We start from the raw sequence: 25,595 nt of genomic DNA, 5'->3' as shown, positions 1-25,595 counted from the left end.
CGAGGCGGCCTCGGGGCACAAGACCCGCCGGTTCGACGACGTGCTGGACGAGGTCAAGGGCTTCTTCGAGGTCCACAAGGCGCTGGGCACCCACCCGGGCGGCATCCACGTGGAGCTGACCGGCGACGACGTCACCGAGTGTGTCGGCGGCGGTGACGAGATCTTCGTCGACGACCTCCACCAGCGCTACGAGACCGCCTGCGACCCCCGCCTCAACCGCAGCCAGTCCCTCGACCTGGCCTTCCTGGTGGCGGAGATGTACCGGGACCAGTGAGACAGAACCCGTTCGCGGGTGTGAATGGGGCGCGGGTCACATGAGATCCGCGCCCCTTCCGCTTTTGCGGTACCGGCGGGGTGGGTAAGGTTAGGTTTGCCTCACCGATTGGACGGGCCTCGGTCATCGCTGTCGGTACGGCACGACCATGACCCCGCCCGGGAGGTGAACCGCCGCGTGTTCGTCTGCAGCTGCTTCGGTGTGACCGAGGAACAGGTGAAGTCGCACGCCGACGCCGGCGCGTGCACGCCCCGGCAGATCGCCTCCGCCTGCAAGGCGGGCACGGACTGCGGTGGCTGCGTACGACGCATCCAGGCGCTGCTCGGCCGTGGCGCCTGCCCCCGTCGGCAGCTCGTGGACCAGGGCGAACCGCCCCTCACGGCGGAGCTTCCCGAAGCGGCCTAGAGGCCGCCGGTACCCGGGCCCGAGGAGTCCGGCTGGGACTGCTCGATGACCGTCGACAGGTAGAGCGCCTCGCCCAGTTTCTCGATCAGGTCCAGCTGGGTGTCCAGGTAGTCGATGTGGTGCTCCTCGTCGGCGAGGATCGCCTCGAAGATGTTCGCGGACGTGATGTCGCCCTTGTTCCGCATCACCTCGACACCCCGGCGCAGCCGGTCGATCGCCTCGACCTCGATCTCCCGGTCCGCCTGGAACATCTCCGTCACCGACTGCCCGACCCGGACGTGGAACAGCCGCTGGTAGTTCGGCAGGCCGTCCAGGAGCAGGATGCGGTCGGTGAGGAGCTCCGCGTGGCGCATTTCGTCGAAGGACTCGTCGCGCGTGTACTTCGCGAGTTTGGTCCAGCCCTTGTGGTCCTGCAACTTCGAGTGCAGGAAGTACTGGTTGATCGCCGTCAGCTCGGCGGTCAGCTGCTCGTTGAGGAATTCGATGACCTCGGGGTCGCCCTGCATCGCAGAGGCTCCTTCCACACACGGGAACTGGCAGGTTGCGCCGCATGATTGCATCGGATTCCAAGATCGTCCAGTAAGTCTTCACTTAGTAAGTAAGTCCTGGCTTAGTCCTAATTGTCGCTTGACGTCCGAAATCGAGCGGCCCCCGGTCCGGGACAGCGCCCCCGGTCTGTCAGGATGGAGACATGGGTCAGCCGGTGGGAAACGAGTCGGGAGAAGGTGCTTCGTCAGGGGCGGCGCAGGCCGATCTCCCACCGGGACAGCGGCTCCAGCGCGGCTGGCCGGTCACCCACTACGGCCCGGTCCCCAAGTTCCGCCCCGAGCGCTGGGAGTTCCGCGTCTTCGGCGCCACCGCCGGCGGTGACAAGCACTGCTGGAACCACGAGGAGTTCACGGCCCTGCCGTACACCACCGTCGTGGCCGACCTGCACTGCGTCACGAAGTTCAGCATGCTCGGCGCCGAGTGGGGCGGCGTCCCCGCCACGACCGTCCTTGACCTCGCCCCGCCCGGCCCGGCCGTCACCCATGTGATGGTGTGGGCCGAGTACGGCTTCAGCTCCAACCTGCGCCTCGCCGACTTCGCCGCCGACCGCACCCTCTTCGCCACCCACAAGGACGGCGAGCTGCTCACCGCCGAGCACGGTTTCCCGCTGCGGCTGGTCGTACCGCACCTCTACGCCTGGAAGGGCCCCAAATGGGTCCGCGGCATCGAGTACATGACCGCCGACCGGCGCGGCTTCTGGGAGGAGCGCGGCTACCACAACATCGGCGACCCCTGGCGCGAGCAGCGCTACTCCTACCAGGAGGAACCCGGCGACGGCCCCGGGCTCTAGGTCAGGCGTCGCGCAGTTTCTTCAGCCGGTCCACGTCCGCCGCGTGCCCCTCCTTGCCGCCGGGCGTCTCGATGACCAGCGGTACGCCCGCGGTCGCGGGGTGCGCCATCAGCGCCCGGAACGGGTCCTCGCCGATGTGACCGGAGCCGATGTTCTCGTGCCGGTCCTTGTGGGCCCCGGCCACGTCCTTGGAGTCGTTGGCGTGGACCAGCTTCAGCCGGCCCTCGCCGACCGTGTCCACCAGCAGGTCCAGGGTCTGGCGCATGCCGTCGGGGCCGGTCAGATCGTGCCCGGCGGCGAAGATGTGGCAGGTGTCCAGGCAGACGCCCAGCTTCGGATGGGCGTCCAGCGCCTCGAAGTACGGACCGAAGTCCCAGGTCCGTGAGCAGAGGGAGGCACCCTGCCCGGCGGTCGACTCCAGCAGCAGGAACGGGTCGTCCTCGTGGGTCAGCTCGTCCAGCAGCGGCAGCAGCCGCTCCCGCACCTGCCGCAGGGCCACCGCCCGCTCCCGGCCGCCCGTCGCGCTGCCGGTGTGCACCACCACGCCCAGCGCGCCGATCTCGCGGCCCCGCCGCAGCGAGTGCCGCAGCGACTCCACCGACCGCTCCGCGGTCGCCTCGGTGTGCGACCCGAAGTTGATCAGATACGGGGCGTGCACATAGGCGGGGACCGACTCCTCGGCGCAGGCCGCGCGGAACGCCTCGTCCTGCTTCGGGTTGCCGGCGGGCGTGGCCCAGCCGCGCGGATTGGCGACGAAGACCTGCACGGCCTCGGCCTTCAGGTCACGGGCGTAGGGCAGGCCCACCGAGTGCAGGCCGCCGGCGACGGGGACGTGGGCGCCGACGGGGTTGCGGCGCGCGGCGGGGGAAGGTGCGGTGCTCATCTCACTGTCCAGGATGCCAGGGGTCTCAGCGGATCGTGATCGTGATCTTCGAGCCCTCCGGGGCCGTCTCCCCGCCCTCGACGGACTGGCTCTTCACCGTGGAGCCGAACAGGCCGAGCAGCCCGCGGTCCTCCTCGACCTCGAACCCGGCGTCCTCCAGCTCCTGCCGGGCGTCGTCGACGCTCTCACCGGTCACGTCGGGGACCTCGACCTGCTCGGGGCCCTTGGAGACCGTCAGCGTCACCGTGTCGCCCTCGGCGAGCCGCTCGCCGTCGCCCGGCGACTGCCGCGCGACCTGACCGGCGTCGTACTCCGAGTTGACCTGCTCCTCGGCGACCTTCACCTTCAGACCGGCGTCGGTCAGCTCCGCCTCGGCCTCGTCGAGGTCCTGGCCGGTGACGTCCGGCACGTCCACCGGGGCGCCCTTGCTGACCGTGAGCGCGACCGCCGAGCCCGCGCGGACCTTGGTCCCCGCCTCCGGGCCGGTGGAGATCACGAAGCCCTTGGGGACGTCGTCGCTGAACTCCCGGGTGACCATGCCCGGCTCCAGGCCGTCCTGGGTCAGCACCGACTTCGCCCGGTCCAGCCGGTAGCCCTCCACATCGGCCAGCTTCACCGTCTCGGGGCCGTCGGAGATGGTCAGCGACACGGAGTCGTTGGTCCGGATACGGGTGCCCGTGCCCGGGTCGGTGCTGACCACCACCCCGCGCTCGACCGTGTCGCTGTAGGCGTGCTTGACGTCGCCGAGGTCCAGGCCGGCCTTCTCCAGCCGGGTCTTCGCCTGCGCCTCCGTCTTCTCCAGGAGCGGCGGGACCTCGGTGAACTGGCCCGAGTTGATGTACCAGACGCCCGCGCCGACTCCGAGCGCGAGCAGGACCGCGAGCACGATCGCGAGCGGACCGCGGCGCACCCCGGGACCGCGCCGGCGCGGCGCCGGCGGCGGGGTCTCCAGCCTGCTGGTGCGGTCGTAGCCGTCGCCGGTGCCGGGGACGTCGTCCTCGTTCACCGGCAGCGGGCGGACCATCGTCAGGGCGCGCGGGATCACGCTGGTGCGGTCGTCGGCGTTGTCGTGGCCCGCGGTGAGCGCCTGCGGCGGCACCGCGTCCAGCTGCGCCGCGGTGAGCGCGCCGCGCGCCCCGCGGGCCAGCGCGAGCAGCGCCACGGCGTCGTGCGGACGGATCTCCGGATTGCGGGCGGTCGCCGAGGCGACCAGCTCGTCCAGCTCGTACGCCAGGTCGGGCACCGCGGCCGACGGCGGCGGCACGTCCTCGTTGAGGTGCTGGTACAGCACCTGGGCGGGGGAGTCCCCGGCGTGCGGCTTGGCGCCGGTCAGCATCTCGTACAGGACGACACCGCACGCGTAGACGTCGACCCGGGGGTCGGCGGTGCCGTGCTCGATCTGCTCGGGCGCCAGGTAGGAGACGGTGCCGAGGACCGCGCCGGTCGTGCTGGTGACCGTGTTCACCGCCCGGACCAGGCCGAAGTCGGCGACCTTGACCCGGCCGTCGTCCCCTATCAGCACGTTCTCCGGTTTCATGTCGCGGTGCACGAACCCCGCGCGGTGCGCGGCGCCGAGCGCGGCCAGCACCGGCTCCAGGATGTCCAGGGCGGCCCGCGGCTGGAGCGCCCCGCGCTCGCGCAGCACGTCCCGCAGGGTGCAGCCGGACACGTACTCCATGGCCAGGTAGACGTACCCGCCGTCGGTGCCCTGGTCGAAGACCTGGACGACGTTGGGGTGGGCGAGCCGGGCCACGGACTTGGCCTCGCGGATGAACCGGTCGACGAACGTGCCGTCGGCCGCGAGCGCCGGGTGCATCACCTTCAGCGCGAGCACGCGGTCGAGGCGGGTGTCCACGGCCCGGTAGACCGTGGCCATCCCGCCGACCGCGATCCGCGCCTCGACGCGGTACCGGCCGTCGAGCACCTGCCCGACCAGAGGGTCCTGAAGGGTCGTGTCCACGCAGGTGAGTCTACGAGCCGTCGCTGACAGCGAGCTGTGTCCGGCCGCCCCGGACCCCCTGTTGCAGCCGACCTGTGACGCAACCCACGCGCGGGCGGCGCCCAGGGCCTCCGTCCACGGAGATCCATCAGGCACGCCCTAGAACGCTGGGCGCTCCGGGTCCAGTGCCGCGAGGCCCGCCGTCGGGGAGGACGCCTCGGCGAAGTGCCGGCGCGGGATGCGGCCCGCCCGCCGGGCCAGCCGGCCCGCCTCCACCGCGTGCCGCATCGCCTCCGCCATGAGCACCGGCTCCTGCGCCCGGGTCACCGCCGACGCCAGCATCACACCGGCGCAGCCCAGCTCCATCGCCAGCGAGGCGTCCGACGCCGTACCGGCACCCGCGTCCAGGATCACCGGTACGCGCGCGTGCTCGACGATCAGCTGGAAGTTGTGCGGGTTGCGGATGCCCAGCCCGGAGCCGATGGGCGAGCCGAGCGGCATGATCGCCGCGCAGCCGACGTCCTCCAGCTTCCGCGCCAGCACCGGGTCGTCGTTGGTGTAAGGCAACACCGTGAAACCGTCGTCGACCAGCGTCTCCGCCGCGTCCAGCAGCTCCACCGGGTCCGGCAGCAGGGTGCGCTCGTCGGCGATGACCTCCAGCTTCACCAGGTCGGTACCGAGCGCCTCGCGCGCGAGGCGGGCGGTGAGCACGGCCTCCCCGGCGGTGAAGCACCCCGCCGTGTTGGGCAGCACCCGGATGCCGAGCCGCTCCAGCACCGACAGCACCGAGCCGTGCACGGACGGGTCCACGCGCCGCATCGCGACCGTCGTCAGCTCGGTCCCGGACGCCACCAGGGAGCGTTCCAGCACGTCGAGGCTGGGCGCCCCGCCCGTGCCCATGATCAGGCGGGACGTATACGACGTACCGCCGAGGACGAAGGGGTCGTCGGCCATGGGATCAGCCTCCTTGTACGGCGGTGAGGACTTCGACGCGGTCGCCGTCGGCCAGCGCGGTGGCGGGCCACTGGGCGCGCGGGACGACTGTCTCGTTGAGGGCGGCGGCCACTCCGGACGGCGCCGCGGTGAGCGTCCGTACGAGGGCGTCCAGGGCGGTGCCGGGGGCCGTCTCGCGCGGCTCCCCGTTGACCGTGATGATCATGCCGGCTGCTCCGTGGGTGCGGGGGCGGCGCCGAACCGCCCGGGGGTGAAGGGGCGGGCCTCCTCGGGCAGCTCCCCGGTGGTCAGTACGTGCGCCATGACGTCGCCGGTGACGGGCGTGAGCAGCACGCCGTTGCGGAAGTGCCCGGTGGCCAGCAGCAGGCCGTCCAGCGCGGTCGGGCCGAGCAGCGGCGCGTTGTCCGGGGAGCCGGGGCGCAGGCCCGCGAGGGTCTCCGCCAGAGGCAGCTCGGTGATGCCCGGGACCAGCTCGTGGGCGTCCCGCAGCAGCTCGTAGACGCCGCCCGCGGTGACCGTGGTGTCCCAGCCCAGTTCCTCGCTGGTCGCGCCGACGACGAGTTCGCCGCTCTCGCGCGGAACGAGGTACAGGGGGTTGCCGCGGACCACCGCGCGGACCGTGCGGTGCAGCAGCGGCGGCTGCCCGGACGGCATCGTCAACCGCACCACCTGGCCCTTCACGGGCCGTACCGGCGGCAGCAGACCGCCGGGGACGCCCGCCAGCCGGCTGCTGAGGCTGCCCGCGGCCAGCACGGTCCGGTCCGCCTCCAGGGTGGTGCCGTCGGCCGTCACCACACCCGTGGCCCGGTCCCCGGCGACGGTGAGCCGCCCGGCCGTGGTCCGGTGGAAGGCCACCCCGGCCCGTTCGCAGGCGACGAGCAGCGCCGCGGCCAGCAGCCTGGGGTCGATCTGGTGGTCGCCGTCGACCCGCAGGCCGCCGCGCACACCCGGCGCCAGCATCGGCTCCAGGCGCCGGCACTCACGCCCCGACAGCCACTCGGACTCCAGGCCCGACCGCCGCTGGAACGCGTGCAGCTCGCGCAGGTGCGCCCGGTCGTCGGCGTCGAGCGCGACGGCGAGGGTGCCGCAGGGGCGGTAGCCGAGGTCGAGGCCGGTCGCGTCGGACAGCTCGGCGGCGAAGGACGGGTAGCGGCGGGCCGACGCCAGGTTCAGCGCGAGGAGCGTCTGCTCGCCGTAGTGCAGCTCGGTGACGGCGGCCAGCATCCCGGCCGCCACGCGCGCGGCCCCGCCGCCCGGCGCGGGGTCCACCACCGCCGTGGCCAGCCCGCGCTGCGCGGCCCGCCAGGCCGTGACCAGGCCGATGATCCCGCCCCCGACGACCAGGACGTCACCGGTGCGCGGTGGTTCGGACGTAGGCGCCATGGGCTTCCAGCCCCTCCCTTCGCCGGCATGACCCGGATCAGGTTCGTACGGTCGGAGGCCGCCAGCCTCCCTCTCAGCCCGGTGCGTCCGGGCTCCCGCGAGTGCTTTACGTTGGCCACCCTAACCGCTCGTCATCGACCGCTGTAAGGGAGCGTCCCCAGGTGGCACCTTCGCTCGACGGCCTCGTCCTCGCCCCCGTGACCGACCAGGCCCCAGGACAGGTGGGCACCGGCACCCGCTTCACGTACCACGAGGCGGACGGCGCGGTCTGGGCCGAGTACGCGGGCGGCGACATCGCGCGCGGCCACCTCGTCGGCACGCGCGCGGGGGACCGCCTCGACTTCCGCTACGTGCAGCTCAGGACCGACGGCACCACCGCCTCGGGTCACTGCCGCTCCACCGTCGTCGCGCTCCCCGACGGGCGGGTGCGCCTGGAGGAGACCTGGGAGTGGGAGTCCCGCGCGGGCAGCGGCACGAGCGTCGTGGAACAGGTCGCGGAACACCCAGCGGAATGTGCAGCACCTCACTGACCGTGCCCCCTGACTGACAGTGAGTCAGGTGTCTAAGGTGATCAGGTGAGCGAGCAGACGCAGGAGCGAGGAGGCTCCGCGCGGCGCGTGGTCGTCGTGGGCGCCGGCATGGCCGGCGTGCAGACGGCGGTCGCCCTGCGCGAGCAGGGGTTCACCGGCACGGTGACGCTGATCGGCGCGGAGCCGCACCCGCCCTACGACCGGCCCCCGCTGTCCAAGGCCGTCCTCCTCGGCACGGCCGACGGCTCCGCCTTCGACATCGACTTCGAGGCGCTCGGCATCGAGGTGCGGCTCGGCTGCGAGGCACTGGCCGTCCGCCCCGGCGACCACCTCCTCGACACCTCCGCGGGACCGGTGCCCTACGACGCCCTGGTCCTCGCGACCGGCGCCGAGCCGCTCCGGCTGCCCGGCGCCGACGGGGTCCCCGGCGTCCACCTGCTGCGCACCCTGGACGACGCCGCGCGGCTGCGCCCGGTGCTCACCGCCCAGCACGACGTCGTGGTCGTCGGCGCGGGGTGGATCGGCGCCGAGTTCGCGACCGCCGCGCGGGAGGCCGGGTGCGCGGTGACCGTCGTGGAGGCCGCCGACCGGCCGCTGGCCGGCGCGCTGCCCGCGGAGGTGGCCGCCCCGATGACCGGCTGGTACGCCGACGCCGGAGCCGTTCTGCGCACCCGCGCGCGTGTGGCGCGCGTCGAGCCCGGCGCGGTCGTCCTCGACGACGGCACCCGGCTGCCCGCGGGCGCGGTCGTCGTCGGGGTCGGCGCCCGGCCCGCCACCGCGTGGCTCGCCGGCTCCGGCATCGCCCTCGGCGCCCACGGCGAGGTACTCGCCGACGACCGGCTGCGCGCCTCCGTACCGGACGTCCACGCGGTCGGCGACTGCGCGTCCTTCCCCTCCGGCCGCTACGGCGAGCGGCTCCTCGTGCACCACTGGGACAACGCCCTCCAGGGGCCGCGCACGGTCGCCGCGGACATCGTCGGCGCGGCCACCGGCGAACCGGCGGAGGTCTACGACCCGGTGCCGTACTTCTGGTCCGAGCAGTTCGGCCGCTTCGTGCAGTACGCCGGGCACCACACGGCCGCCGACACCGTGCTGTGGCGCGGGGACCCCGCCGGCCCCGCCTGGACCGTCTGCTGGCTGCGCGAGAACCGCCTCGTCGCGCTGCTCGCGGTGGGCCGGCCCCGGGACCTCGCGCAGGGCCGTCGGCTGATCGCGGCGGGCACGGCACTGGACACGCGGCTCCTCGCCGACCCGGCCCGGCCGCTGAAGGCGGCGGTGGCGTAATGCGTCGGCGCAGGTCAGGGGGGTCCGACTTCCTCCTGTCAGTGCCAGATGGCAGGCTGGTGACGTGACCGAGATTGACACGAAGACCGATGCTCTCGTCCCTGCCTGGCTGACCCTTCCCGACATCGCCGAGATGTTCGACATCGAGGTGACCCGGGTGCGGCAGCTGGTCAAGGACGGCCAGCTCATCGCCGTACGCCGCGGTGAGAACCGCGCGCTGCACGTCCCCGCCGCCTTCATCGACGGCGACAAGGTCGTCAAGGGCCTGTCCGGGACCCTGACGCTGCTGCGGGACGACGGCTTCACGGACGAAGAGATGCTGGAGTGGCTCTTCACCCCGGACGACAGCCTGCCCGGCACCCCGGCGCAGGCCCTCAGCGAGAACCGCGGCACGGAGGTGAAGCGCCGGGCACAGGCGTTGGCTGTCTGACCTCCCGCCCACCACGCGGAGCGCGGGCCGCGGCCGACCCGGGCCGCGGTCCCGGTCCGGTGCGGCCCCGCCGCCCACCGGCATCGCCGGTGGGCCGCCGCCGCACCGCACCGGCACGATCACGGGGGATCGCACGCATGACCGACCGACACGGGGGACCGTACGCATGACCGCCACCGCCACCGCCACCACTGCCGGTACGACTGCCGGCACCGTCACTGCGGACGACACCGTCACCGCGGACGCCCGTGAGCGGCTCCGCGGGGCCCGGCTCTACCTGTGCACGGACGCCCGCAAGCGCCAGGGCGACCTGCCGGAGTTCCTGGACGCCGTGCTGGCCGGCGGGGTGGACATCGTGCAACTGCGGGACAAGGGCATGGAGGCCGCCGAGGAACTGGAGCACCTCTCCGTCTTCGCCGACGCCTGCGCCCGGCACGGCAAGCTCCTCGCGGTCAACGACCGCGCGGACGTCGCCCACGCCGCCCGCGCCGACGTGCTCCACCTCGGCCAGGGCGACCTGCCCGTCCCGGCGGCCCGCGCCCTCCTCGGCGACGACGTGCTCATAGGCCGCTCCACCCATGCCGGGTCCGAGGCCGCCGCCGCGGCCGCGCAGGACGGCGTGGACTACTTCTGCACGGGCCCGTGCTGGCCCACCCCCACCAAGCCCGGCCGCCACGCCCCCGGCCTCGACCTCGTCCGCTCCACCGCGGCGCTCGGCACGGACCGCCCCTGGTTCGCCATCGGCGGCATCGACCTCGCCAACCTCGACCAGGTCCTGGACGCGGGCGCCCGTCGCGTGGTCGTCGTGCGCGCCCTCACCGAGGCGGACGACCCCCGCGCGGCGGCGGCCGAGTTCGCCGGGCGGCTGAAGGACGTCGGCTGACCCGTCCGTCGGCTGGCTTGTCCGCCGACTGTCCAAGGGCTGGACAAGTAGCCGACAATACGGACATATTTCCTGTCTCCGGTTGGGTGCCCGCCACACCCTGGCTAACCTGCCCGTATGGCCCTCGGAACGGCATCCACCAGGACTGATCACGCCCGCACCGTCCGCGACATGCTCGCGACCGGAAAAGCGACGTACTCCTTCGAGTTCTGGGCGCCCAAGACGGAGAAGGGCGAGCGGAACCTGTGGAACGCCCTCCGCAGGGTCGAGGCGGTCGCCCCCAGCTTCGTCTCCGTGACGTACGGCGCGGGCGGCTCGACGCGCGAGGGCACGGTCCGGGCGACCGAGCAGATCGCCTCCGACACCACGCTCACCCCCGTCGCCCACCTGACGGCGGTCAACCACTCCGTCGCCGAGCTGCGCAACATCATCGGCCAGTTCGCCGACGCGGGGATCCGCAACATACTCGCCGTCCGCGGCGACCCGCCCGGCGACCCGATGGGCGACTGGGTGCCGCACCCGCAGGGCCTCACCTACGCCGCCGAGCTGGTCGAACTGATCAAGGAGTCCGGCGACTTCTGCGTCGGTGTGGCCGCCTTCCCGGAGATGCACCCGCGCTCCGCCGGCTGGGACGACGACGTGGCCAACTTCGTCGACAAGTGCCGGGCGGGCGCCGACTACGCGATCACGCAGATGTTCTTCCACCCGGAGTCGTACCTGCGGCTGCGGGACAGAGTCGTCGCGGCGGGGTGCGAGACCCCGGTCATCCCCGAGGTGATGCCGGTGACCAGTGTGAAGATGCTGGAGAGGTTGCCGAAACTCAGCAACGCGGCTTTCCCCGACGACCTGAAAGAGCGCATCCTCACAGCCAAGGACGATCCGGCGGCTGTACGCTCCATCGGTATCGAGTTCGCGACGGAGTTCTGCGCGCGGCTGCTGGCCGAAGGTGTGCCCGGTCTGCACTTCATCACGCTGAACAACTCCACGGCGACGCTGGAAATCTACGAGAACCTGGGCCTGCACCGCTCATCGCGGGCCTAGACCGCCGCACACACATACGACACACTGCGTAGCGGTCACTGGGAGAGGGGCGTACATGGGCTGGGCGGTCCTCTACATCGCGTTCGGAGTCGTCGCGCTGTGGCTGCTCGGTGAGGTGCTGCTGCAGTACAAGGCGCGCCTGCGCTGGCGGCTGCTGGCCTTCGCCGGGTTCCTCGGTGTCGTACTCGGCGTGCTGATCCCGTCGGTCGTCGTCATCGGGCTCGGCACGATCGCCTTCGCCGTCGGCCAGACCTACGTCACGCTGTCCTTCCGCCGCGGCTTCGCCTCCGGCTGGGCCGTCCAGGCCCCGGCGGGCCTGGTCGGCGGCAAGCGCGGCCGTCCCGAACGGGGCCGCGGGGAACCGGCGTTGGAGGTCTCCGACCTCGAAGCGACCGGCCCCCACCACGACGGCCCCCACCGCGACGGCCCCGACGGGGAACACGCCTCCGCCCCCGACGGCACCGCCTTCGGCCACGGCTACGACCGCGACGCCCAGGAAGACGACGTCTTCGCGCCCGCGCGCCCCGCCGAGCCGCCGGCCGTGGACACCACCGTCTACCAGCCGCAGCCCATGCCCGACGACACCGCCTCGTACGGCGTCTACGACACCGCGGGCTACGGCCAGGACCAGCAGCCCACCCCGACCCCCCAGACCGCCGACGCGTCCTACGCCTACGACTACTCCGGCTACGGCCAGCAGCAGGACTACGGCTACGACGCCACGGGCCAGCAGCAGTACGCCGCCTACTCGGACCCGTACATCGGCACTCACACCTACGGCGGCAACACGTACGACACGGGGTCCTACGACACCACCGGGCAGCAGGGCTACCCCCAGCAGAACTACGGCCAGGACCCGTACACCACCGGTGGCTACGGCGGCGAGACCCCGGCCGGCGGCGTCTGGGTGCCGCAGCAGCGCAACACCGACGACCTGTACGGCGGTGAACTCCCGCCCGAGCAGCAGCCGTACCCCTACCAGGGGGACGGGCAGCAGCAGCCGGGCGGGCACGGCTACGACGAGCAGCAGTACCGCTACTGACCGGACCCGCCGGGGTGCCGCGCGCCGCTCCTCACTGCGATCCCCGGAAGCCGGGCCCCTCCACGATCAGACCGGCGACCAGCGCGCCCGACATCCCGGCGTGCGGCAGTCCGCCGCCCGGGTGTGACCAGCCGCCGACGGTGAACAGGCCCTCCACGCGCGTGCTGTTCGCCGGACGCAGCAGGCGTCCGGCGGCCGCAGCCAGCGAAGGCGCCGGAACGGCCCCGCCCTCCGCACCGGTCTCCGCCTCGATCTCCGCCGGGGTGCGCACCTCGTGCCAGAGCAGGCGGTCCCGCAGACCGGTGACCGCCCGCTCCGCGACGGTGATCGACTGCTCCGCCCGCAGGGCCCCGTCGGTCGCGTCCCCCGCCGGGACCGTCACCGACAGGACGACCGCCTCGTGCTCCGCGTCCGGCACCAGGGCGGGGTCGTCGGGGCGCAGTACCGTCACCGTCGGCGGTGCGGCCGTGGCGCCGTCGAACAGGGCGGCCAGCTCCGCCTCGCGGTCCGGCGCGTGCACCACCGTGCGGTGCGCGACGCCGTCCGGCCGGGCGCCCCGCAGCGCCAGCAGCACCGTCAGCCGGCTCGGCACACCGCCCGGCGGCCGGACCTCGTCGGCACCGCGCACCGGCGTGCTCCCGGCGATCCGGTCGAGGACACCGGGCGCGACCCCGGCGACCACCAGATCGGCCTCCGCCACCGTGCCGTCGGCCAGCTCCACGCCGCACGCGCGGCCGTCCTTCTCGGTGATCGCCGTGACCTCGGCGTCGAACCGGAACTCCACCCTGCGGGCCAGGCACCGCTCGTACACCGCGCGGGCCAGCTCGCGCAGACCGCCGCGGACGTACCAGGTGCCGAAGGCGTGCTCCATGTACGGCAGCACGGCGGCGCTCGCCGGTGCCGTGCGTGGATCGAGGCCGTGGGCCAGGGCGTGGCTCTCCAGCAGCGCGGCCAGCCGGGCGTCGCGCAGCTCGTAGCCACCGATCTCGGCGAGCGTGCCCGCCCGCCGGGTGCGCAGCAGCCGCTTGTGCGGGACCGCGGGATAGGGCTCGCGCTCGCCCAGCACCCGCCAGTCCGGCCACAGCGGTTCTTCGAGGAGCGGCCGGCGCGTCCGGTCCCACGCCTGACGGGCCCGGACCAGGAAGTCGCCCCAGCGCTGCCCGGCACCCGCCCCGAGGGCCTCGTCCAGCGCGGCGACGACCCCCGCGCGCGAGGCGTTGGGCAGCGCCACCTCGGTGCCGTCCGCGAAGACGTGCCGGGCCGACGGATCGACCTGCACCGTCTCGACGCGGTCCTCCAGCGGCTCCTTGCCGGTCTTGACGAAGAGATCGCGCCAGACCGCGGGCAGGGGCAGCAGCCCGGGGCCTGTGTCGAAGGAGAAACCGTCCCGCTCGAAGCGGCGCACCCCTCCGCCGTACGTCCCGGTGCGCTCGTACACCGTCACCCGGTGGCCCGCGACGGCCAGCCGGGCCGACGCCGCCAGGGCGCCCGTCCCGGCGCCGATCACCGCAATCCGTGCCATGCCAGGGACTTTATCCGCCCCCTCTGACAGCCCGGCCACAGGGGATGTGACCTGCGGTGTTCCCGGGACCGGACGGGCCGAGGAAGGCGCGGGAGCAGGGGCGTGGGAGTACGGGGGCGGACGCGGTCGGCATCAGAGACGGCCGCCTCGGGCTGAGGGGTGGCGCCCAGTGCTGAGTACAGGTACCTAGTCGGACAGATGAGTACCCGCGCGGATGGGCCACCACCTGCAAGAACGAGAGAGTGGGGACCACGGAGAGGGGCACGGATCCGGTACCGGCGACACGGGGCGCCGGAACGGTCCGGGCCCGCCCTCCGCTCCTTCCGCCGGCCGCAGCCGGCGGGAGCGAGGCACGGGGGAACCCTGCGGACGGCCGGACACGGGGGTCCGACGGGGGACTGTACGGGGGAACGTACGGGGGACGTACGGGGGACGTACGGGGGAGCAGGAGGGAGTGCCGGGACGGCGGCGGCCCGCGGGGGACGCGGCCGACGACGGACCGGCACTCCCTCCTCGCGTGCGTGCCGTCCCCTCGCGCCCGTGGTCCGCGCGGCGCGCGCGGCGGCTCAGGGGTGTCCGCCCACCCGGCCCCGGATCAGTTGGGCCAGCGCCGCGTGCACGTCGTCCAGCGACCGCTCCGGCTGGAAGGACTGCCGGTCAAGGGCCGCCACCAGGACCATGCCGACCAGCGCGGAGGCGGTCAGCGCCACGTCGGTCCCCGCGTCGAACTCGCCGTCGGCCACGCCCGCGCGCAGTACGTCCTCCACGACCGCGACCACCTCCTGCCGGACCACCGTGAGGGTGGGCTGCCAGGCGCGGTTGGTGCGCCACAGCTCCGCCACGTAGAGCTGGGTGAAGGCCGGGTAGCGGTCGATGAAGACGAGCCCCGCGCGGATCATCGCGTCGAGCGCCCCGGCCCTGCCGCCGTCGCCCCGCCCGGCCTCCTCGGCCGCCTCGCGCAGGGACGCGGTCAGCAGCCCCACCCCGTGCCGCAGCAGCTCCTCGAAGAGGACGGCCTTGCTGGCGAAGTTGTAGTAGACCGTGCCTTTGGCGACCCCGGCCCGTTCGGCGATCTCGTCCACGGTGGTGGCGGAGAAACCCTGCTCCGCGATGAGGGTGACGGCCGCCTCGTAGAGCTTCTGCCGGGTCGCCTCGCGGCGGCCGCCGCGCGGCGGGGTGGCGCGCGGCGGGGTGGCGCTGCTGCTTTCCATGGTCCCGATTCTCACAGCAGGTCCGGCGGTCGCGACCGGCGCCGCCGCCCCGGCCGAACCCCCGATCGAGACACCTGCGATCGAGACAGAAGGGCAGGTCAGAACGGATTGTCAGTGCCATACCTCACGATGGGCACATACGGCACCCGTTTCGGGCGTGCCGTTACGGAGACGACAGGAGGTTCGTCATGGCCAACCCCTCCGCGGCCGCCGCCCGTCGGCGCCGCGCCACCGGCCCTGCCCCCTCACTGAACGGCCCGGCGAGCGACGTGCACCCGGTGCTGCGCCGGGCCACGGCCCCGCCCGCCGCCCTCGACCTGCTCGCCCAGGCCCGTGCCGGACTGGACGAGGCCACCGTCCTCGACACCCCCAACGAGCGGTACGCGCAGGCCCACCTCGCCGCCCTGCGTACCGCCGCCGCCGTGCTCGCGGCCCGTGGCCGGCCCGAACCCACCCCCCGTGCGCGGGCGCGCATCCGCAGCGCCTGGGAGGTGCTGCCCGAGATCGCGCCCGAGCTGACCGAGTGGAGCGCGCTGTTCGCCTCGGGCGCCCGGCGCCGTGCCCGCGCCGAGGCGGGCATCAAGGGCGCGGCGAGCGGCCGGGACGCCGACGACCTCGTACGGGACGTGGCGATGTTTCTGCGCCTGGTGGAGCGGATGCTCGTCCTCCAGCCGGTCCTGCCCCAGCCCCGCCCGGAGAGCGACCGTCCCGGCCCGGACCGCTCGCGGGACGGCCGACAGCAGGGAGGAGGGCTGCCGGACGCCGGGTGACGTGAGCGGCGGGTGCCGGGCGCTGGGCGCGAACGGCGGATGAGAGCCGACGGGCGCCGAGCGGCGGATGACGGCCGACGGGGCGGCCGGGCGGCCGGGACCAGGGGTGCCGTGACGGCACACGCCGCCCATTAGGGTGGAGGCAGCCTGAGGTCTCCCACCCCAGCCGACCCGGCCCACCAGGGCGGTACCGGCGAAGGAGAGGGAGGCAGCCCGTTCGCTCCGCCGCGCCAGAGGCGGTGCCGCGCCGAGGAGTCAACTGCCGTGTCGGACCCGTCGCGCCCCCGCGCTTCCCTCCGTACCGCCGTGGTCTGGGAGGTCCTGCGGGACGCCCTCGACCTCCGCGTCAAGGCCACGGGGCGGTCGGTGCTGGACGTCCTCGACACCGGCGGCGGCAGCGGCAACTTCGCCGTGCCCCTGGCCCGGCTCGGCCATCGCGTCACGGTCGTCGACCCCAGCCCCAACGCCCTCTTCGCCCTGGAGCGCCGGGCCGCCGAGGCCGGCGTCGACGACCGGGTGCGCGGCGTCCAGGGCGACGCGCACGGCCTCTTCGACGTGGTCGAGCGCGCCGGCTACGACGCGGTGCTCTGCCACGGCGTCCTGGAGTACGTCGACGACCCCGCCGAGGGGGTCCGCAACACCGTCGCCGCCCTGCGCCCCGAGGGCGTGCTCAGCCTGCTCGCGGCCGGTCTGGGCGGCGCGGTCCTCGCCCGCGCCCTCGCCGGACACTTCACCGAGGCCCGGCAGGCGCTCGGCGACCCGGACGGCCGCTGGGGCACCGGCGACCCCGTGCCGCGCCGCTTCACCGCCGAGCAGCTCACCGGTCTGGTCGAGGGCGCGGGGCTGCGGACCACCGCCGTGCACGGCGTGCGGGTCTTCGCCGACCTCGTCCCCGGCGTGCTGGTGGACACCGAGCCGGGGGCCCTGGACGCGCTGCTCAAGCTGGAGGCCGCCGCGGCCGAACTGCCGGCGTTCCACTCCGTGGCCACGCAGCTCCATGTGCTCGCCGAGACGCCCGGGACCGGAGCGGCCCGAGAGGTCTGAGCCACCTGGCGGGATACCGCCCTGATCAGCGACTTGCGTGCACATGGAGTACGCCACAGGCCCCCCGAACGGGGGGTCGGCGCCGTATGATCGAGGGAGACCGTCCGGCATGACGGGTCGGCCGCTGGGGAATGGGAACTTAGCGGGCCGGGACGTCCATGGCGGAAACCGGTTGGCCAATTGGCGTAGAGGGGCGGGTTTCACGGGGGCGATTCCCTGCCTATCCTGAAGGGACCCCCCGGGTCGCCCCGGCGACTGCACGATGAGGAGGACTCCGTGCCGCTCTCGGAGCACGAGCAGCGCATGCTCGAGCAGATGGAGCGAGCGCTGTACGCCGAAGATCCCAAGTTCGCGACAGCGCTCGAGGGAAGCGGGCTGCGTACGTACACCCGGCGACGGGTCTACCAGGCGGTCGCGGGCTTCCTCGTAGGTATCGCGCTCCTCATGGCCGGTATGGTCGCCCAGCAGGTGTGGCTCAGTGTCGTGGGCTTCCTGGTCATGCTGGGGTGCGCGGTCCTCGCGGTGACCGGCTGGCGCAAGGCGCCGAAGCCGGGCGAGCAGCCCGCCGCCGGTGCCGCGCCCCAGGGACGCCGCCCAGCACGGCAGAAGCGCTCGATGATGGACCGCATCGAGGAGCGCTGGCAGCGCCGCCGCGACGAGCAGGGCGGCCACTGAGCCGACCGGCCGGCCGCCGGTCCAAGACGTAGGTGAGGGTGACCACCGTCCGGTGGCCACCCTCACGCGTACACGTTCACGACTGCCCGCAGGGCTACGCGCCCGGCGGACGGAGGGGCCACCGGCCGCGCGTGACAGCACGGGCCCGCACGCGTCCGTCCACGAGTTCACGCGCCCACGCGCCCGTCCACCAGTTCACGCGCCCCCGCGCCCGTTCACGCGTTCACGCGCCCACGGGTGGGAGCGGCCTCGCCCGCCCTGTGAGCGGTCACCTTCCGCACGGTGACTCGCCGCCCAGCCCCCGTGCCGACCGGGGCACGGGCGTCCCCGTCCGCCCGCACTCCGTCCGGTCGGCCCCGGCCGGTCAGCCCTCCGCGCCGCGCCCCCGTAGCCGGCGCAGGGTCGCCGGGCCGGTCGACGCGACTCGGTGTCCGAGGGCGGTCCAGCGGGCCGACGCGGCCCACACCACCCGGACGGCGGAACGCGGGGCGAACCGTGCGCGGAGCCGCGTGCGGCGTCCGGCCGTGGCGCGCAGGCCCGCCGCCACCAGCAGGACGTCCTCCGTCAGCCCCGCCGCCGGACGCGGCCGGGGCGCGTAGAGCACCTGCTCCACCGCGTCCGCCACCCGGTGCACGGCCGCCGCCGACGGCGGGTCCAGCCGGCCGAGCCGGACGACCCGGGCCGCCGCCTTGCGCGGGGTCTGCGACTCGTCCGGTGCGACACCGAAGTCCCACGCCGTGTCGGTCAGCTCCTGCCAGGCCGCCAGCGCCCGGGGCGCCGCGTCCACCGCACCGCGGCCGTGCGACCCGAGCCGCACCGACCGCACCCGTGCCCGCCACAGCAGCGGCGAGAAGGGGAGCGCCAGCACCACCAGCCCCGCCAGCGCCCAGGCCAGCAGCGCGTACCACTTCGGTCCGTCGTCGTCCGCCGCGACCGCCGCGTCGGGGGACTCGCTCTCGCAGGCGTCCAGCTTCTTCTCCTGCGCGGTGCAGCTCTCGCTCTCCGACGCCGCGGCGGAGGGCTCCTCCGACGCCTCCTCGGACGGACGGGCGGCGTCCGGCAGCGTCGTGCCCGGCGCGTCCGGCACGGTGTACGACGGCATCGACCCGCGGTTCGGGGTCGGCTCGAACCGGGTCCAGCCCACGCCCTCGAAGTACAGCTCCGGCCAGGCGTGCGCGTCCCGCAGCCCCACCGACACCGAGCCGTCCGCCTGCGGCGCGCCCGGCGCGAAGCCGACCGCGACCCGGGCCGGTATGCCGAGCGAACGGGCCATCGCCGCCATCGAGAACGAGAAGTGCACGCAGAAGCCCTGCTTGTCCCGCAGGAAGCGGGCGATGGCCTGAGAGCCGCTGCCCACCTGCACCCGGGTGTCGTACTCGAACCCGCCGGTGATCGCGAAGTACTCCTGGAGCTTGACCGCCTGGTCGTAGGCGTCCTCGGCGCCCGCCGTGACCTCCCGTGCGGTCCGCGCGACCACACCCGGCATCGAGTCCGGCAGCTCGGTGTACTCCCGCAGCATCGCGGTCGAGGGCTCCGGCGCGGCGGCCAGCTGCTCCGCCGTCGGCCGCACGTTCAGGCCGCGGACCTCGTACGTCAGTCCGCGGGTGTTCTGGCCGTGGTCGCCGACCAGGGTCATGCCGACCGGCTCGTACCGCCAGGCGCCGCCGACCCGTACGCCGCTCGGCGGGTACGGCATCGGCAGCCAGTCCTGCGCGTACCAGTCGGCCGCGGAGATCGTCGTCCGGGTCTCCGTCCGCTCGACGTCCGGGCCGAGGCCCGCCGGGGTGGGGAAGCGGTCCTCGGGGACGGCGGTGATCTCCCGCTTGGACGGCTTCCAGGTGGTGCCGTCGAAGTCGTCCAGGGAGACGATGCGCAAGTAGAGGTCGGAGATGTCGCTGGACTCGGTCACCACGGAGAGGACCTGCCGGTCCTCGTCGACGTTCAGGCTGTCGCGCAGCGAGACCAGCGGGTTGACCGCGGAGATCGTGCCGCCGCCTCCGCCGCCGGACCCCATGCCGCCGCCGGTGCCGTCCAGCAGCCCGCCGTCCATCGCGGGCAGGCCCAGCGGCACGATTAGGGCGATGCCGAGCGCCACCGCGCCGATCCGCCGCCCGGTGCGCACCGGCGCCAGGGCCCGGGTCGGCTCGGCGCCCGGGGAGCGCGGCGCGCCGCCGAAGACGCGGCCCCACTGCGAGAGCCGGTCCCGTCCCTCGGCGAGCAGCAGCATCAGATAGCCGGCCGCGGCGATCAGGAACCAGAGCCAGTCGGCGCCGTCGGACAGCCCCGCGGCCACCGAGTACAGCGCCAGCAGCGGCAGCCCGGCCGGGGCCGCGCTGCGGAAGGTCACCGCGAGGGTGTCCACCAGCAGGCCGATGATGAGCACGCCGCCGACCAGCATCAGCCGGATGCCGTCGGACTCCAGCGGCGCCGGGATCGCGTACCGTGCGATGTCGTCGCCGCCCTGCCGCAGCAGCTCCGCGAAGTGCCGGAAGGTGTCGGGGCCGGGGACCAGACCGGCGGGGGACTGCTCCCGGGCGAAGACCAGCGTCAGCAGCATCAGCGCGACCAGCGCCTGCGCCGCCACGGTCAGCGGCCGGGCCAGCGGCACCCGGCGGGTCGCCGCGCCCACCCCGGACTGCACGGCCAGCAACACCGCGGCCTGCACGATCCAGGTCGACGGATCGACCAGGGGAAGCAGCGCGCAGGACGCCATCAGGGTGGCGGCCCAGGCACACAGTGCCAGCCTCGCCCGCCCGCTCACCGCACGCCCTCCCGCCCCCGCACCGCGTCCACCGTCCGCCGTGTTCCGCTGTCCATCACACGCCCTCCCCGCCGCCCGCCGGCGCGAGGCCCGAGCGTTCCTGTTCCGCCCTGCGCCACAGCTGCTCCAGCGGTGCGCCGCGCTCCACGGCGACGGCCGTCCACCCCGCCTCGCGCAGGGTCCGCAGCCGCCGGCCGTGGTCCCCGGGGCCGGGGACGTCCGACGGCTCCCGCAGCCAGGTCCCGCTGTCCAGGACGAAGGCGAGCGCGCCACCGCCGCGGTGGCTCATCTTCGCCGCCATCGCCGCCTGTTCCTCGTCGAGATCGCCGAAGAACGCCACCAGCAGCCCCTCGTTGCCGCCGCGCAGCACGTCGTAGGCGCGGGACAGGCCCGTGCCGTCGGAGTGGTCGATCACCGCGAGGGTGTCCATCATCAGCCCGGCCGCGTCCGCCGACTCCTGGCTCGCGCCCGCGAAGCCGTCCGCGCCCTCGCCCGGCACCGAACTGCCCGTGTCCGTCAGCAGCCGTACGGAGTAGCCCCGTTCGAGCATGTGCACCAGGACCGACGCCGCGCCCGAGACCGCCCACTCGAAGGCCGAGTCCGGTCCGGCGCCCTCGAAGGCGACGGCCCGGGTGTCCAGCAGCACCGTGCACCGGGCGCGCTGCGGCTGCTCCTCCCGGCGCACCATCAGCTCGCCGTAGCGGGCGGTGGAGCGCCAGTGCACGCGGCGCAGGTCGTCGCCGTAGCGGTAGCCGCGCGGGATCACGTCGTCCTCGCCCGCCAGGGCCAGCGAACGGTGCCGTCCGTCGCCGTACCCCCGGGCCTCGCCGCTCAGCCGCACCGGCGGCAGCGGCTCCACGCGCGGGATCACGGTGAGCGTGTCCTGCGCGGAGAAGGACCGGGTCAGCTCGCACATCCCGAACGGGTCGGTCAGGCGCAGCTGGAGCGGGCCCAGCGGATAGCGGCCGCGCAGGTCGGAGCGGACCCGGTAGGAGACCTCCCGGCGCCCGCCCGCCTCGACCCGGTCCAGTACGAACCGGGGCCGCGGGCCGAGGACGTAGGGCACGCGGTCCTGGAGCATCAGCAGGCCGGTCGGCAGCCGCGAGACGTTCTCCACGCGCAGGTGGACGCGGGCCTCGCCGGCGGCCGGCACGCGCGCGGGGGTGAGCCGGCGGCCGCCCGCGACCCGGTACCTGGTGCGGTACAGCACGGCCGAGCAGACCAGCGGCAGCACCGCCAGGAGCAGCCCGACCCGGAGCAGATCGCTCTGCCCGAGGACGTAGGCGCAGATCGCGGCGGCGATCCCGGCGGCCAGGAAGGAGCGTCCGCGGGTGGTCAGGCCGCCGAGCGCGGTGCGCAGGCCGCCCTTGTCGTCCCGCTCGCCCTCCGCACGGCCCGTCCCCCCGGCGGTCATCACAGCCTCCGCGGCTGCCGGCCGTACCCCGGAGCGCCGTCGCCCGGCGCGTACCCGTCGGGCCGGTGGGGCGCGGCCGAGGGCACCGGGGTGCTCTGCAGGATCTCCTGCACCACCTGTTCGGCGGAGCGCCGGTTGAGCTGGGCCTGCGCGGTGGGCAGCAGACGGTGCGCCAGCACGGCGACGGCGAGGGCCTGCACGTCGTCGGGGAGCGCGTAGTCCCGGCCGCCGAGCGCCGCGGACGCCTTCGCCGCCCGCAGCAGGTGCAGCGTGGCACGTGGCGAGGCACCGAGTCTGAGGTCGGGGTGGGAGCGGGTGGCGGCGACCAGGTCCACGGCGTACCGCCGGACCGGTTCGGCGACGTGGACGCCGCGGACCGCCTCGATCAGCTTCAGGATCTCGTGCGCGTGCGCCACCGGCTGGAGGTCGTCCAGCGGGTTCACCCCGCCGTGCACGTCGAGCATCTGCAGCTCGGCCTCGGCGCTGGGGTAGCCGATGGAGACACGGGCCATGAACCGGTCGCGCTGGGCCTCGGGCAGCGGGTAGGTGCCCTCCATCTCGACCGGGTTCTGCGTCGCCACCACCATGAAGGGGCTGGGCAGCTCGTAGGTCTTGCCGTCGATGGTGACCTGGCGCTCCTCCATCGACTCCAGGAGCGCCGACTGCGTCTTCGGCGAGGCGCGGTTGATCTCGTCGCCGATCACCACCTGCGCGAAGATGGCGCCCGGCTTGAACTCGAAGTCCCGGCGCTGCTGGTCCCAGATGGAGACGCCGGTGATGTCGGACGGCAGCAGGTCGGGCGTGAACTGGATGCGCCGCACCGAGCAGTCGATGGACCGCGCCAGCGCCTTGGCCAGCATGGTCTTGCCGACCCCGGGCACGTCCTCGATCAGCAGATGTCCCTCGGCGAGCAGCACGGTCAGGGAGAGCTGCACGACCTCGGGCTTGCCCTCGATCACGTCCTCCACCGAACCGCGTACCCGCTCCACCACCGCGGTCAGGTCTTCCCCCGCCCTCGAATACTCTCGGGCGGGGGGACCCCCATGGCTCCCTCGATCGTCATAGGTCGTCACCCGGCCCTCCTCGGCCTAATCCCCGCTCCCCCGGAGAACAGGGGATACCCCGACTGCCGGGACCGACGCCCTGAACAGCGCACCGGTCCTGACTGCTGCACGGACACCGCGCGGAAAAAGTTCCGCGCGGCACCGCTCCCCGCATTCTTGCTGCCGTTACCGATTCGTGTCACTCGCCTGTGGACAACTGCCCGCGATATGTCGGAGCTTGCGGCCTTTCGGGCGTCCTATCGGTCTGCTGTCGGGCCGCGGGCGGCCCGTTCAGGCGGCGTCGATCTCCCGCAGCAGGCCGGTCTTCACGTCGAAGACGAAACCGCGCACATCATCGGTGTGCAGCAGGAACGGGGAGGTGCGCACCCGCTGGATCGACTGCCGCACGTCCTGGTCGACGTCGCGGAAGGACTCCACCGCCCAGACGGGACGCTGGCCGACCTCCAGCTCCAGCTCGTGCCGGAACTCCTCGGTCAGGGACTCCAGGCCGCACCCGGTGTGGTGGATGAGGGCCACGCTGCGCGTGCCGAGCGCCCGCTGGCTGATGGTCAGGGAGCGGATCACGTCGTCGGTGACCACACCGCCCGCGTTGCGGATGGTGTGACAGTCGCCGAGCTCCAGACCGAGCGCGGCGTGCAGGTCGAGCCGGGCGTCCATGCAGGCCACGACGGCCACGCGCAGGACCGGACGGGCGTCCATCCCCGGGTCGGCGAAGTCGGCGGCGTAGCGGGCGTTGGCCGCGACGAGGCGGTCGGTGACGGCGCCGTCGCCTATGGTGCCGTCGGGGCCTGCGGGAACCGGTGCAGAAGTCGTCATGCCCAAGACGTTACTGGTCACGTGGAGACCCGGCCCGCTGTGGGGCGGGACGAGGGCGGCGGGACGGCCCCTGTGTGAGCTAACCCACAGGAGTGGCGCCGGTGCGTCCGTACGGGTGACGTACCGTCGGTTCCCGCTTCCCCGGCCCGGCGCCCGCGACGCGCAGGCCGGTTGATTGACCGGGCGACAGGGTGGACTAAAGTGGCGCGAAGCGGGAGGCGAGGCTCTCTCCGCTGGACTGAAACCCCCGGAGAGCTGGGCGCTGTTGTGCCCGTTCTCCCCACGTGCGCGGCGCGTACGTACGGCTCGGCCTCCTCCCGCTCCCGGCCGGCCGACGCTGGAAGGCGCCGGCGGGTCTTCCCTTCACCGGGCACTCCCCGGTCCGCCGGGGGAGGGCGGGGACCCGGCGGTGCGTGCACACCGTGCCGGACCCGAGAGGCCGACCCCCCGTGAGCCAGAGTCGACACGTCCCGGTGATGCTCCGGCGGTGCCTGGATCTGCTGGCGCCCGCCCTGACGGAGCCGGGTGCCGTGGTCGTCGACTGCACCCTCGGCCTCGGCGGACACAGCGAGGCGCTGCTCGCCCGCTTCCCCGAGGCCCGGCTCGTCGCCCTGGACCGGGACAAGGAGGCGCTGCGCCTGTCCGGCGAGCGGCTCGCCCCGTACGGCGACCGCGCCACCCTCGTGCACGCCGTCTACGACGAGCTGCCCGACGTCCTCGACCGGCTCGGCGTCCCGCGCGTCCAGGGCGTCCTGTTCGACCTCGGCGTCTCCTCCATGCAGCTCGACGAGGCCGACCGCGGCTTCGCCTACGCCCAGGACGCCCCCCTGGACATGCGAATGGACCAGACCACCGGCGTCAGCGCCGCCGAGGTCCTCAACACCTACCCGCCCGGCGAGCTCGTCCGCATCCTGCGCGCCTACGGCGAGGAGAAGCAGGCCAAGCGGATCGTCTCCGCGATCGTCCGCGAGCGCGAGAAGGAGCCGTTCACGTACAGCGCCCGGCTCGTGGAACTGATCCGTGACTCGCTGCCCCAGGCCGCCAAGCGCACCGGCGGCAACCCGGCCAAGCGCACCTTCCAGGCGCTGCGCATCGAGGTCAACGGCGAGCTGTCCGTCCTGGAGCGGGCCGTCCCGGCCGCCGTCGAGGCGCTCGCCGTGGGCGGCCGGATCGCGGTGCTGTCCTACCAGTCGCTGGAGGACCGCCTCGTCAAGCAGGTGCTCGCGGCCGGCGCCGCCAACACCGCCCCGCCCGGACTGCCGGTCGTCCCCGAGCAGTACGCCCCCCGGCTCAAGCTGCTCACGCGCGGTGCCGAACTTCCCACCGAGGAGGAGATCGCCGAGAACCGGCGGGCGGCACCGGCGCGGCTGCGCGGGGCGGAGCGGATCAGGGAGTCCATCGGGTGAAGCGCGTGCGGCAGCAGCGGCGGGCACGGAGCGGGCGCGGCCCGCACGGGGGAGGACAAGCACCGTGAAGGGCACACCGGAACTGAGGGGCAGGGCCGCCCGGCTCGCCCGGCTCTTCCCGGCCGGCGCCGGGGGACAGGCCGCCCGCACCCCTTTCGTCCTCCTCGTCGTACTGCTCCTCGGCGGCGGCCTGATCGGCCTGCTGGTGCTGAACTCCGCGCTCAGCGAGGGCTCGTTCCAACTCGACGACCTGGAGCAGGAGACCAAGGAGCTGACCGACGAGGAACAGGCCCTCCAGCGGGATGTGGACGCCTACTCCGCGCCCCAGGCCCTCCAGCGCCGCGCCCGTGAACTGGGCATGGTCCCCGGGGGCGACCCCGCGTTCCTCGCCCCCGACGGCACCGTGAAGGGCTCCCCGGCCCCGGCCTCCCCGGCGGCGCTCCCCCTGGTCCTCGCTCCCGAGGCGCTCACCGCGCGGCGCGACGCGGCGGCCGCGGCTCCGGCCGTGACGGCTCCGGCCGCGAC

General features: G+C 73.9%; 26 protein-coding genes and 1 riboswitch. Of the genes, 14 read left to right on the top strand and 12 right to left on the bottom strand.

The annotated features are described in order from the left end of the window. Together UW392_RS06345 and UW392_RS06340 are read left to right on the top strand one after the other, a co-directional pair. Positions 1-274 (top strand): 3-deoxy-7-phosphoheptulonate synthase (locus UW392_RS06345; RefSeq protein WP_320773883.1); only part of this gene is annotated, 274 nt, incomplete at its 5' end. Between the two features lie 177 nt (positions 275-451). Next, positions 452-679 carry a (2Fe-2S)-binding protein gene (locus tag UW392_RS06340; protein WP_320773882.1) on the top strand — a complete coding sequence of 76 codons (228 nt, stop codon included), beginning with the start codon at positions 452-454 and terminating at the stop codon, positions 677-679. Here UW392_RS06340 and bfr read toward each other — a convergent pair. Continuing rightward, complete coding sequence (bfr, locus tag UW392_RS06335; RefSeq protein WP_320773881.1) at positions 676-1,185, bottom strand: bacterioferritin; 510 nt, start codon at positions 1,183-1,185, stop codon at positions 676-678. The two genes, UW392_RS06340 and bfr, sit on opposite strands and share 4 nt — an antisense overlap. 185 nt (positions 1,186-1,370) lie before the next feature. Between bfr and UW392_RS06330 the strand changes: the two genes are divergently transcribed. After that, entirely contained in the window at positions 1,371-2,018 is a 648-nt protein-coding gene (locus tag UW392_RS06330; protein WP_320773880.1) for a sulfite oxidase-like oxidoreductase, read from the top strand. A gap of 1 nt (position 2,019) precedes the next feature. On the opposite strand, the gene UW392_RS06325 is transcribed toward UW392_RS06330, so the two are convergent. The 5 genes from UW392_RS06325 to thiO all read right to left on the bottom strand — a co-directional run bounded on the left by UW392_RS06325 (position 2,020) and on the right by thiO (position 7,177). Beyond that, entirely contained in the window at positions 2,020-2,901 is an 882-nt protein-coding gene (locus UW392_RS06325; RefSeq protein WP_320773879.1) for a deoxyribonuclease IV, read from the bottom strand. 25 nt (positions 2,902-2,926) lie between these two features. Next, on the bottom strand, positions 2,927-4,861 hold the full coding sequence (gene pknB, locus UW392_RS06320) for a Stk1 family PASTA domain-containing Ser/Thr kinase (RefSeq protein WP_320773878.1): 1,935 nt from the start codon (positions 4,859-4,861) through the stop codon (positions 2,927-2,929). A 138-nt stretch (positions 4,862-4,999) separates the two neighbouring features. Then, positions 5,000-5,794, bottom strand: a complete 795-nt coding sequence (locus UW392_RS06315; RefSeq protein WP_320773877.1) for a thiazole synthase — start codon at positions 5,792-5,794, stop codon at positions 5,000-5,002. Between the two features lie 4 nt (positions 5,795-5,798). Beyond that, positions 5,799-5,999, bottom strand: coding sequence for a sulfur carrier protein ThiS (gene thiS / locus UW392_RS06310; RefSeq protein WP_320773876.1), 201 nt, complete (start codon positions 5,997-5,999; stop codon positions 5,799-5,801). Next, positions 5,996-7,177, bottom strand: a complete 1,182-nt coding sequence (thiO, locus tag UW392_RS06305) for a glycine oxidase ThiO (RefSeq protein ID WP_320773875.1) — start codon at positions 7,175-7,177, stop codon at positions 5,996-5,998. Before thiO ends, thiS begins: the two co-directional genes overlap by 4 nt. Next, positions 7,175-7,286: riboswitch (TPP riboswitch) on the bottom strand. (Overlaps the previous gene by 3 nt.) 52 nt (positions 7,287-7,338) lie before the next feature. Here thiO and UW392_RS06300 point away from each other — a divergent pair. The 6 genes from UW392_RS06300 to UW392_RS06275 all read left to right on the top strand — a co-directional run bounded on the left by UW392_RS06300 (position 7,339) and on the right by UW392_RS06275 (position 12,387). Continuing rightward, complete coding sequence (locus UW392_RS06300; protein ID WP_320773874.1) at positions 7,339-7,707, top strand: hypothetical protein; 369 nt, start codon at positions 7,339-7,341, stop codon at positions 7,705-7,707. A 45-nt stretch (positions 7,708-7,752) separates the two neighbouring features. Further along, positions 7,753-8,991, top strand: coding sequence for an FAD-dependent oxidoreductase (locus tag UW392_RS06295; RefSeq protein ID WP_320773873.1), 1,239 nt, complete (start codon positions 7,753-7,755; stop codon positions 8,989-8,991). A gap of 64 nt (positions 8,992-9,055) precedes the next feature. Beyond that, a complete protein-coding gene (locus UW392_RS06290; RefSeq protein WP_320773872.1) occupies positions 9,056-9,421 on the top strand; it encodes an Rv2175c family DNA-binding protein in 366 nt (121 codons plus the stop codon). Between the two features lie 166 nt (positions 9,422-9,587). Next, positions 9,588-10,304 carry a thiamine phosphate synthase gene (gene thiE / locus UW392_RS06285; RefSeq protein ID WP_320773871.1) on the top strand — a complete coding sequence of 239 codons (717 nt, stop codon included), beginning with the start codon at positions 9,588-9,590 and terminating at the stop codon, positions 10,302-10,304. 117 nt (positions 10,305-10,421) lie between these two features. Then, positions 10,422-11,345: a methylenetetrahydrofolate reductase [NAD(P)H] gene (gene metF / locus UW392_RS06280; protein WP_320773870.1), complete on the top strand. Its 924-nt coding sequence runs from the start codon at positions 10,422-10,424 to the stop codon at positions 11,343-11,345. A 55-nt stretch (positions 11,346-11,400) separates the two neighbouring features. Then, a complete protein-coding gene (locus UW392_RS06275; protein WP_320773869.1) occupies positions 11,401-12,387 on the top strand; it encodes a hypothetical protein in 987 nt (328 codons plus the stop codon). A gap of 31 nt (positions 12,388-12,418) precedes the next feature. Here the strand turns inward: UW392_RS06275 and UW392_RS06270 are convergent, their stop codons facing one another. Both UW392_RS06270 and UW392_RS06265 read right to left on the bottom strand, forming a co-directional pair. After that, positions 12,419-13,909 carry an NAD(P)/FAD-dependent oxidoreductase gene (locus UW392_RS06270; RefSeq protein WP_320773868.1) on the bottom strand — a complete coding sequence of 497 codons (1,491 nt, stop codon included), beginning with the start codon at positions 13,907-13,909 and terminating at the stop codon, positions 12,419-12,421. A gap of 566 nt (positions 13,910-14,475) precedes the next feature. After that, the gene (locus UW392_RS06265) at positions 14,476-15,120 is read right to left on the bottom strand and encodes a TetR/AcrR family transcriptional regulator (protein WP_320773867.1); all 645 of its coding nucleotides are present in this window, start codon (positions 15,118-15,120) and stop codon (positions 14,476-14,478) included. Between the two features lie 188 nt (positions 15,121-15,308). Here UW392_RS06265 and UW392_RS06260 point away from each other — a divergent pair, with 188 nt between their 5' ends. The 3 genes from UW392_RS06260 (at position 15,309) to UW392_RS06250 (ending at position 17,609) form a co-directional block, all read left to right on the top strand. Further along, positions 15,309-15,890 carry an SAV_6107 family HEPN domain-containing protein gene (locus UW392_RS06260; protein WP_320773866.1) on the top strand — a complete coding sequence of 194 codons (582 nt, stop codon included), beginning with the start codon at positions 15,309-15,311 and terminating at the stop codon, positions 15,888-15,890. A 264-nt stretch (positions 15,891-16,154) separates the two neighbouring features. Continuing rightward, a complete protein-coding gene (locus UW392_RS06255; protein ID WP_320773865.1) occupies positions 16,155-16,934 on the top strand; it encodes a methyltransferase in 780 nt (259 codons plus the stop codon). Positions 16,935-17,210: 276 nt separating this feature from the next. Then, positions 17,211-17,609 carry a DUF3040 domain-containing protein gene (locus UW392_RS06250; protein ID WP_320773864.1) on the top strand — a complete coding sequence of 133 codons (399 nt, stop codon included), beginning with the start codon at positions 17,211-17,213 and terminating at the stop codon, positions 17,607-17,609. A 364-nt stretch (positions 17,610-17,973) separates the two neighbouring features. Here the strand turns inward: UW392_RS06250 and UW392_RS06245 are convergent, their stop codons facing one another. From UW392_RS06245 to UW392_RS06230, 4 genes are all read right to left on the bottom strand, one after another. Further along, positions 17,974-20,370 (bottom strand): DUF3488 and transglutaminase-like domain-containing protein, encoded by a 2,397-nt coding sequence (locus tag UW392_RS06245; RefSeq protein ID WP_320773863.1) that lies wholly within the window; start codon positions 20,368-20,370, stop codon positions 17,974-17,976. A gap of 55 nt (positions 20,371-20,425) precedes the next feature. After that, complete coding sequence (locus UW392_RS06240; protein ID WP_320773862.1) at positions 20,426-21,784, bottom strand: DUF58 domain-containing protein; 1,359 nt, start codon at positions 21,782-21,784, stop codon at positions 20,426-20,428. Next, positions 21,784-22,857, bottom strand: coding sequence for an AAA family ATPase (locus tag UW392_RS06235; protein WP_414495663.1), 1,074 nt, complete (start codon positions 22,855-22,857; stop codon positions 21,784-21,786). The genes UW392_RS06240 and UW392_RS06235 overlap by 1 nt, the downstream gene beginning before the upstream one ends. A gap of 261 nt (positions 22,858-23,118) precedes the next feature. After that, positions 23,119-23,664: a carbonic anhydrase gene (locus tag UW392_RS06230; RefSeq protein ID WP_320773860.1), complete on the bottom strand. Its 546-nt coding sequence runs from the start codon at positions 23,662-23,664 to the stop codon at positions 23,119-23,121. 449 nt (positions 23,665-24,113) lie between these two features. On the opposite strand from UW392_RS06230, the gene rsmH reads away from it, so the two are divergent. Both rsmH and UW392_RS06220 read left to right on the top strand, forming a co-directional pair. After that, on the top strand, positions 24,114-25,070 hold the full coding sequence (rsmH, locus tag UW392_RS06225) for a 16S rRNA (cytosine(1402)-N(4))-methyltransferase RsmH (RefSeq protein WP_320773859.1): 957 nt from the start codon (positions 24,114-24,116) through the stop codon (positions 25,068-25,070). Positions 25,071-25,134: 64 nt separating this feature from the next. Further along, on the top strand, positions 25,135-25,595 hold a 461-nt coding region (locus UW392_RS06220; protein ID WP_320773858.1), incomplete at its 3' end, for a septum formation initiator family protein.

The sequence above is a fragment of the Streptomyces sp. CRN 30 genome (genome assembly GCF_034105845.1).
The sequence above is the reverse complement of the archived record's forward strand: the minus strand, read 5'-3'. Positions and strand labels throughout refer to the sequence as shown.

Excerpts from the sequence above, each read along its gene's own strand:
- bfr (WP_320773881.1), bottom strand. The coding sequence starts at position 1,185 with ATGCAGGGCGACCCCGAGGTCATCGAATTCCTCAACGAGCAGCTGACC.
- UW392_RS06330 (WP_320773880.1), top strand. The coding sequence starts at position 1,371 with ATGGGTCAGCCGGTGGGAAACGAGTCGGGAGAAGGTGCTTCGTCAGGG.
- UW392_RS06325 (WP_320773879.1), bottom strand. The coding sequence starts at position 2,901 with ATGAGCACCGCACCTTCCCCCGCCGCGCGCCGCAACCCCGTCGGCGCC.
- UW392_RS06315 (WP_320773877.1), bottom strand. The coding sequence starts at position 5,794 with ATGGCCGACGACCCCTTCGTCCTCGGCGGTACGTCGTATACGTCCCGC.
- thiS (WP_320773876.1), bottom strand. The coding sequence starts at position 5,999 with ATGATCATCACGGTCAACGGGGAGCCGCGCGAGACGGCCCCCGGCACC.
- thiO (WP_320773875.1), bottom strand. The coding sequence starts at position 7,177 with ATGGCGCCTACGTCCGAACCACCGCGCACCGGTGACGTCCTGGTCGTC.
- thiE (WP_320773871.1), top strand. The coding sequence starts at position 9,588 with ATGACCGCCACCGCCACCGCCACCACTGCCGGTACGACTGCCGGCACC.
- metF (WP_320773870.1), top strand. The coding sequence starts at position 10,422 with ATGGCCCTCGGAACGGCATCCACCAGGACTGATCACGCCCGCACCGTC.
- UW392_RS06275 (WP_320773869.1), top strand. The coding sequence starts at position 11,401 with ATGGGCTGGGCGGTCCTCTACATCGCGTTCGGAGTCGTCGCGCTGTGG.
- UW392_RS06270 (WP_320773868.1), bottom strand. The coding sequence starts at position 13,909 with ATGGCACGGATTGCGGTGATCGGCGCCGGGACGGGCGCCCTGGCGGCG.
- UW392_RS06265 (WP_320773867.1), bottom strand. The coding sequence starts at position 15,120 with ATGGAAAGCAGCAGCGCCACCCCGCCGCGCGCCACCCCGCCGCGCGGC.
- UW392_RS06260 (WP_320773866.1), top strand. The coding sequence starts at position 15,309 with ATGGCCAACCCCTCCGCGGCCGCCGCCCGTCGGCGCCGCGCCACCGGC.
- UW392_RS06240 (WP_320773862.1), bottom strand. The coding sequence starts at position 21,784 with ATGACCGCCGGGGGGACGGGCCGTGCGGAGGGCGAGCGGGACGACAAG.
- UW392_RS06230 (WP_320773860.1), bottom strand. The coding sequence starts at position 23,664 with ATGACGACTTCTGCACCGGTTCCCGCAGGCCCCGACGGCACCATAGGC.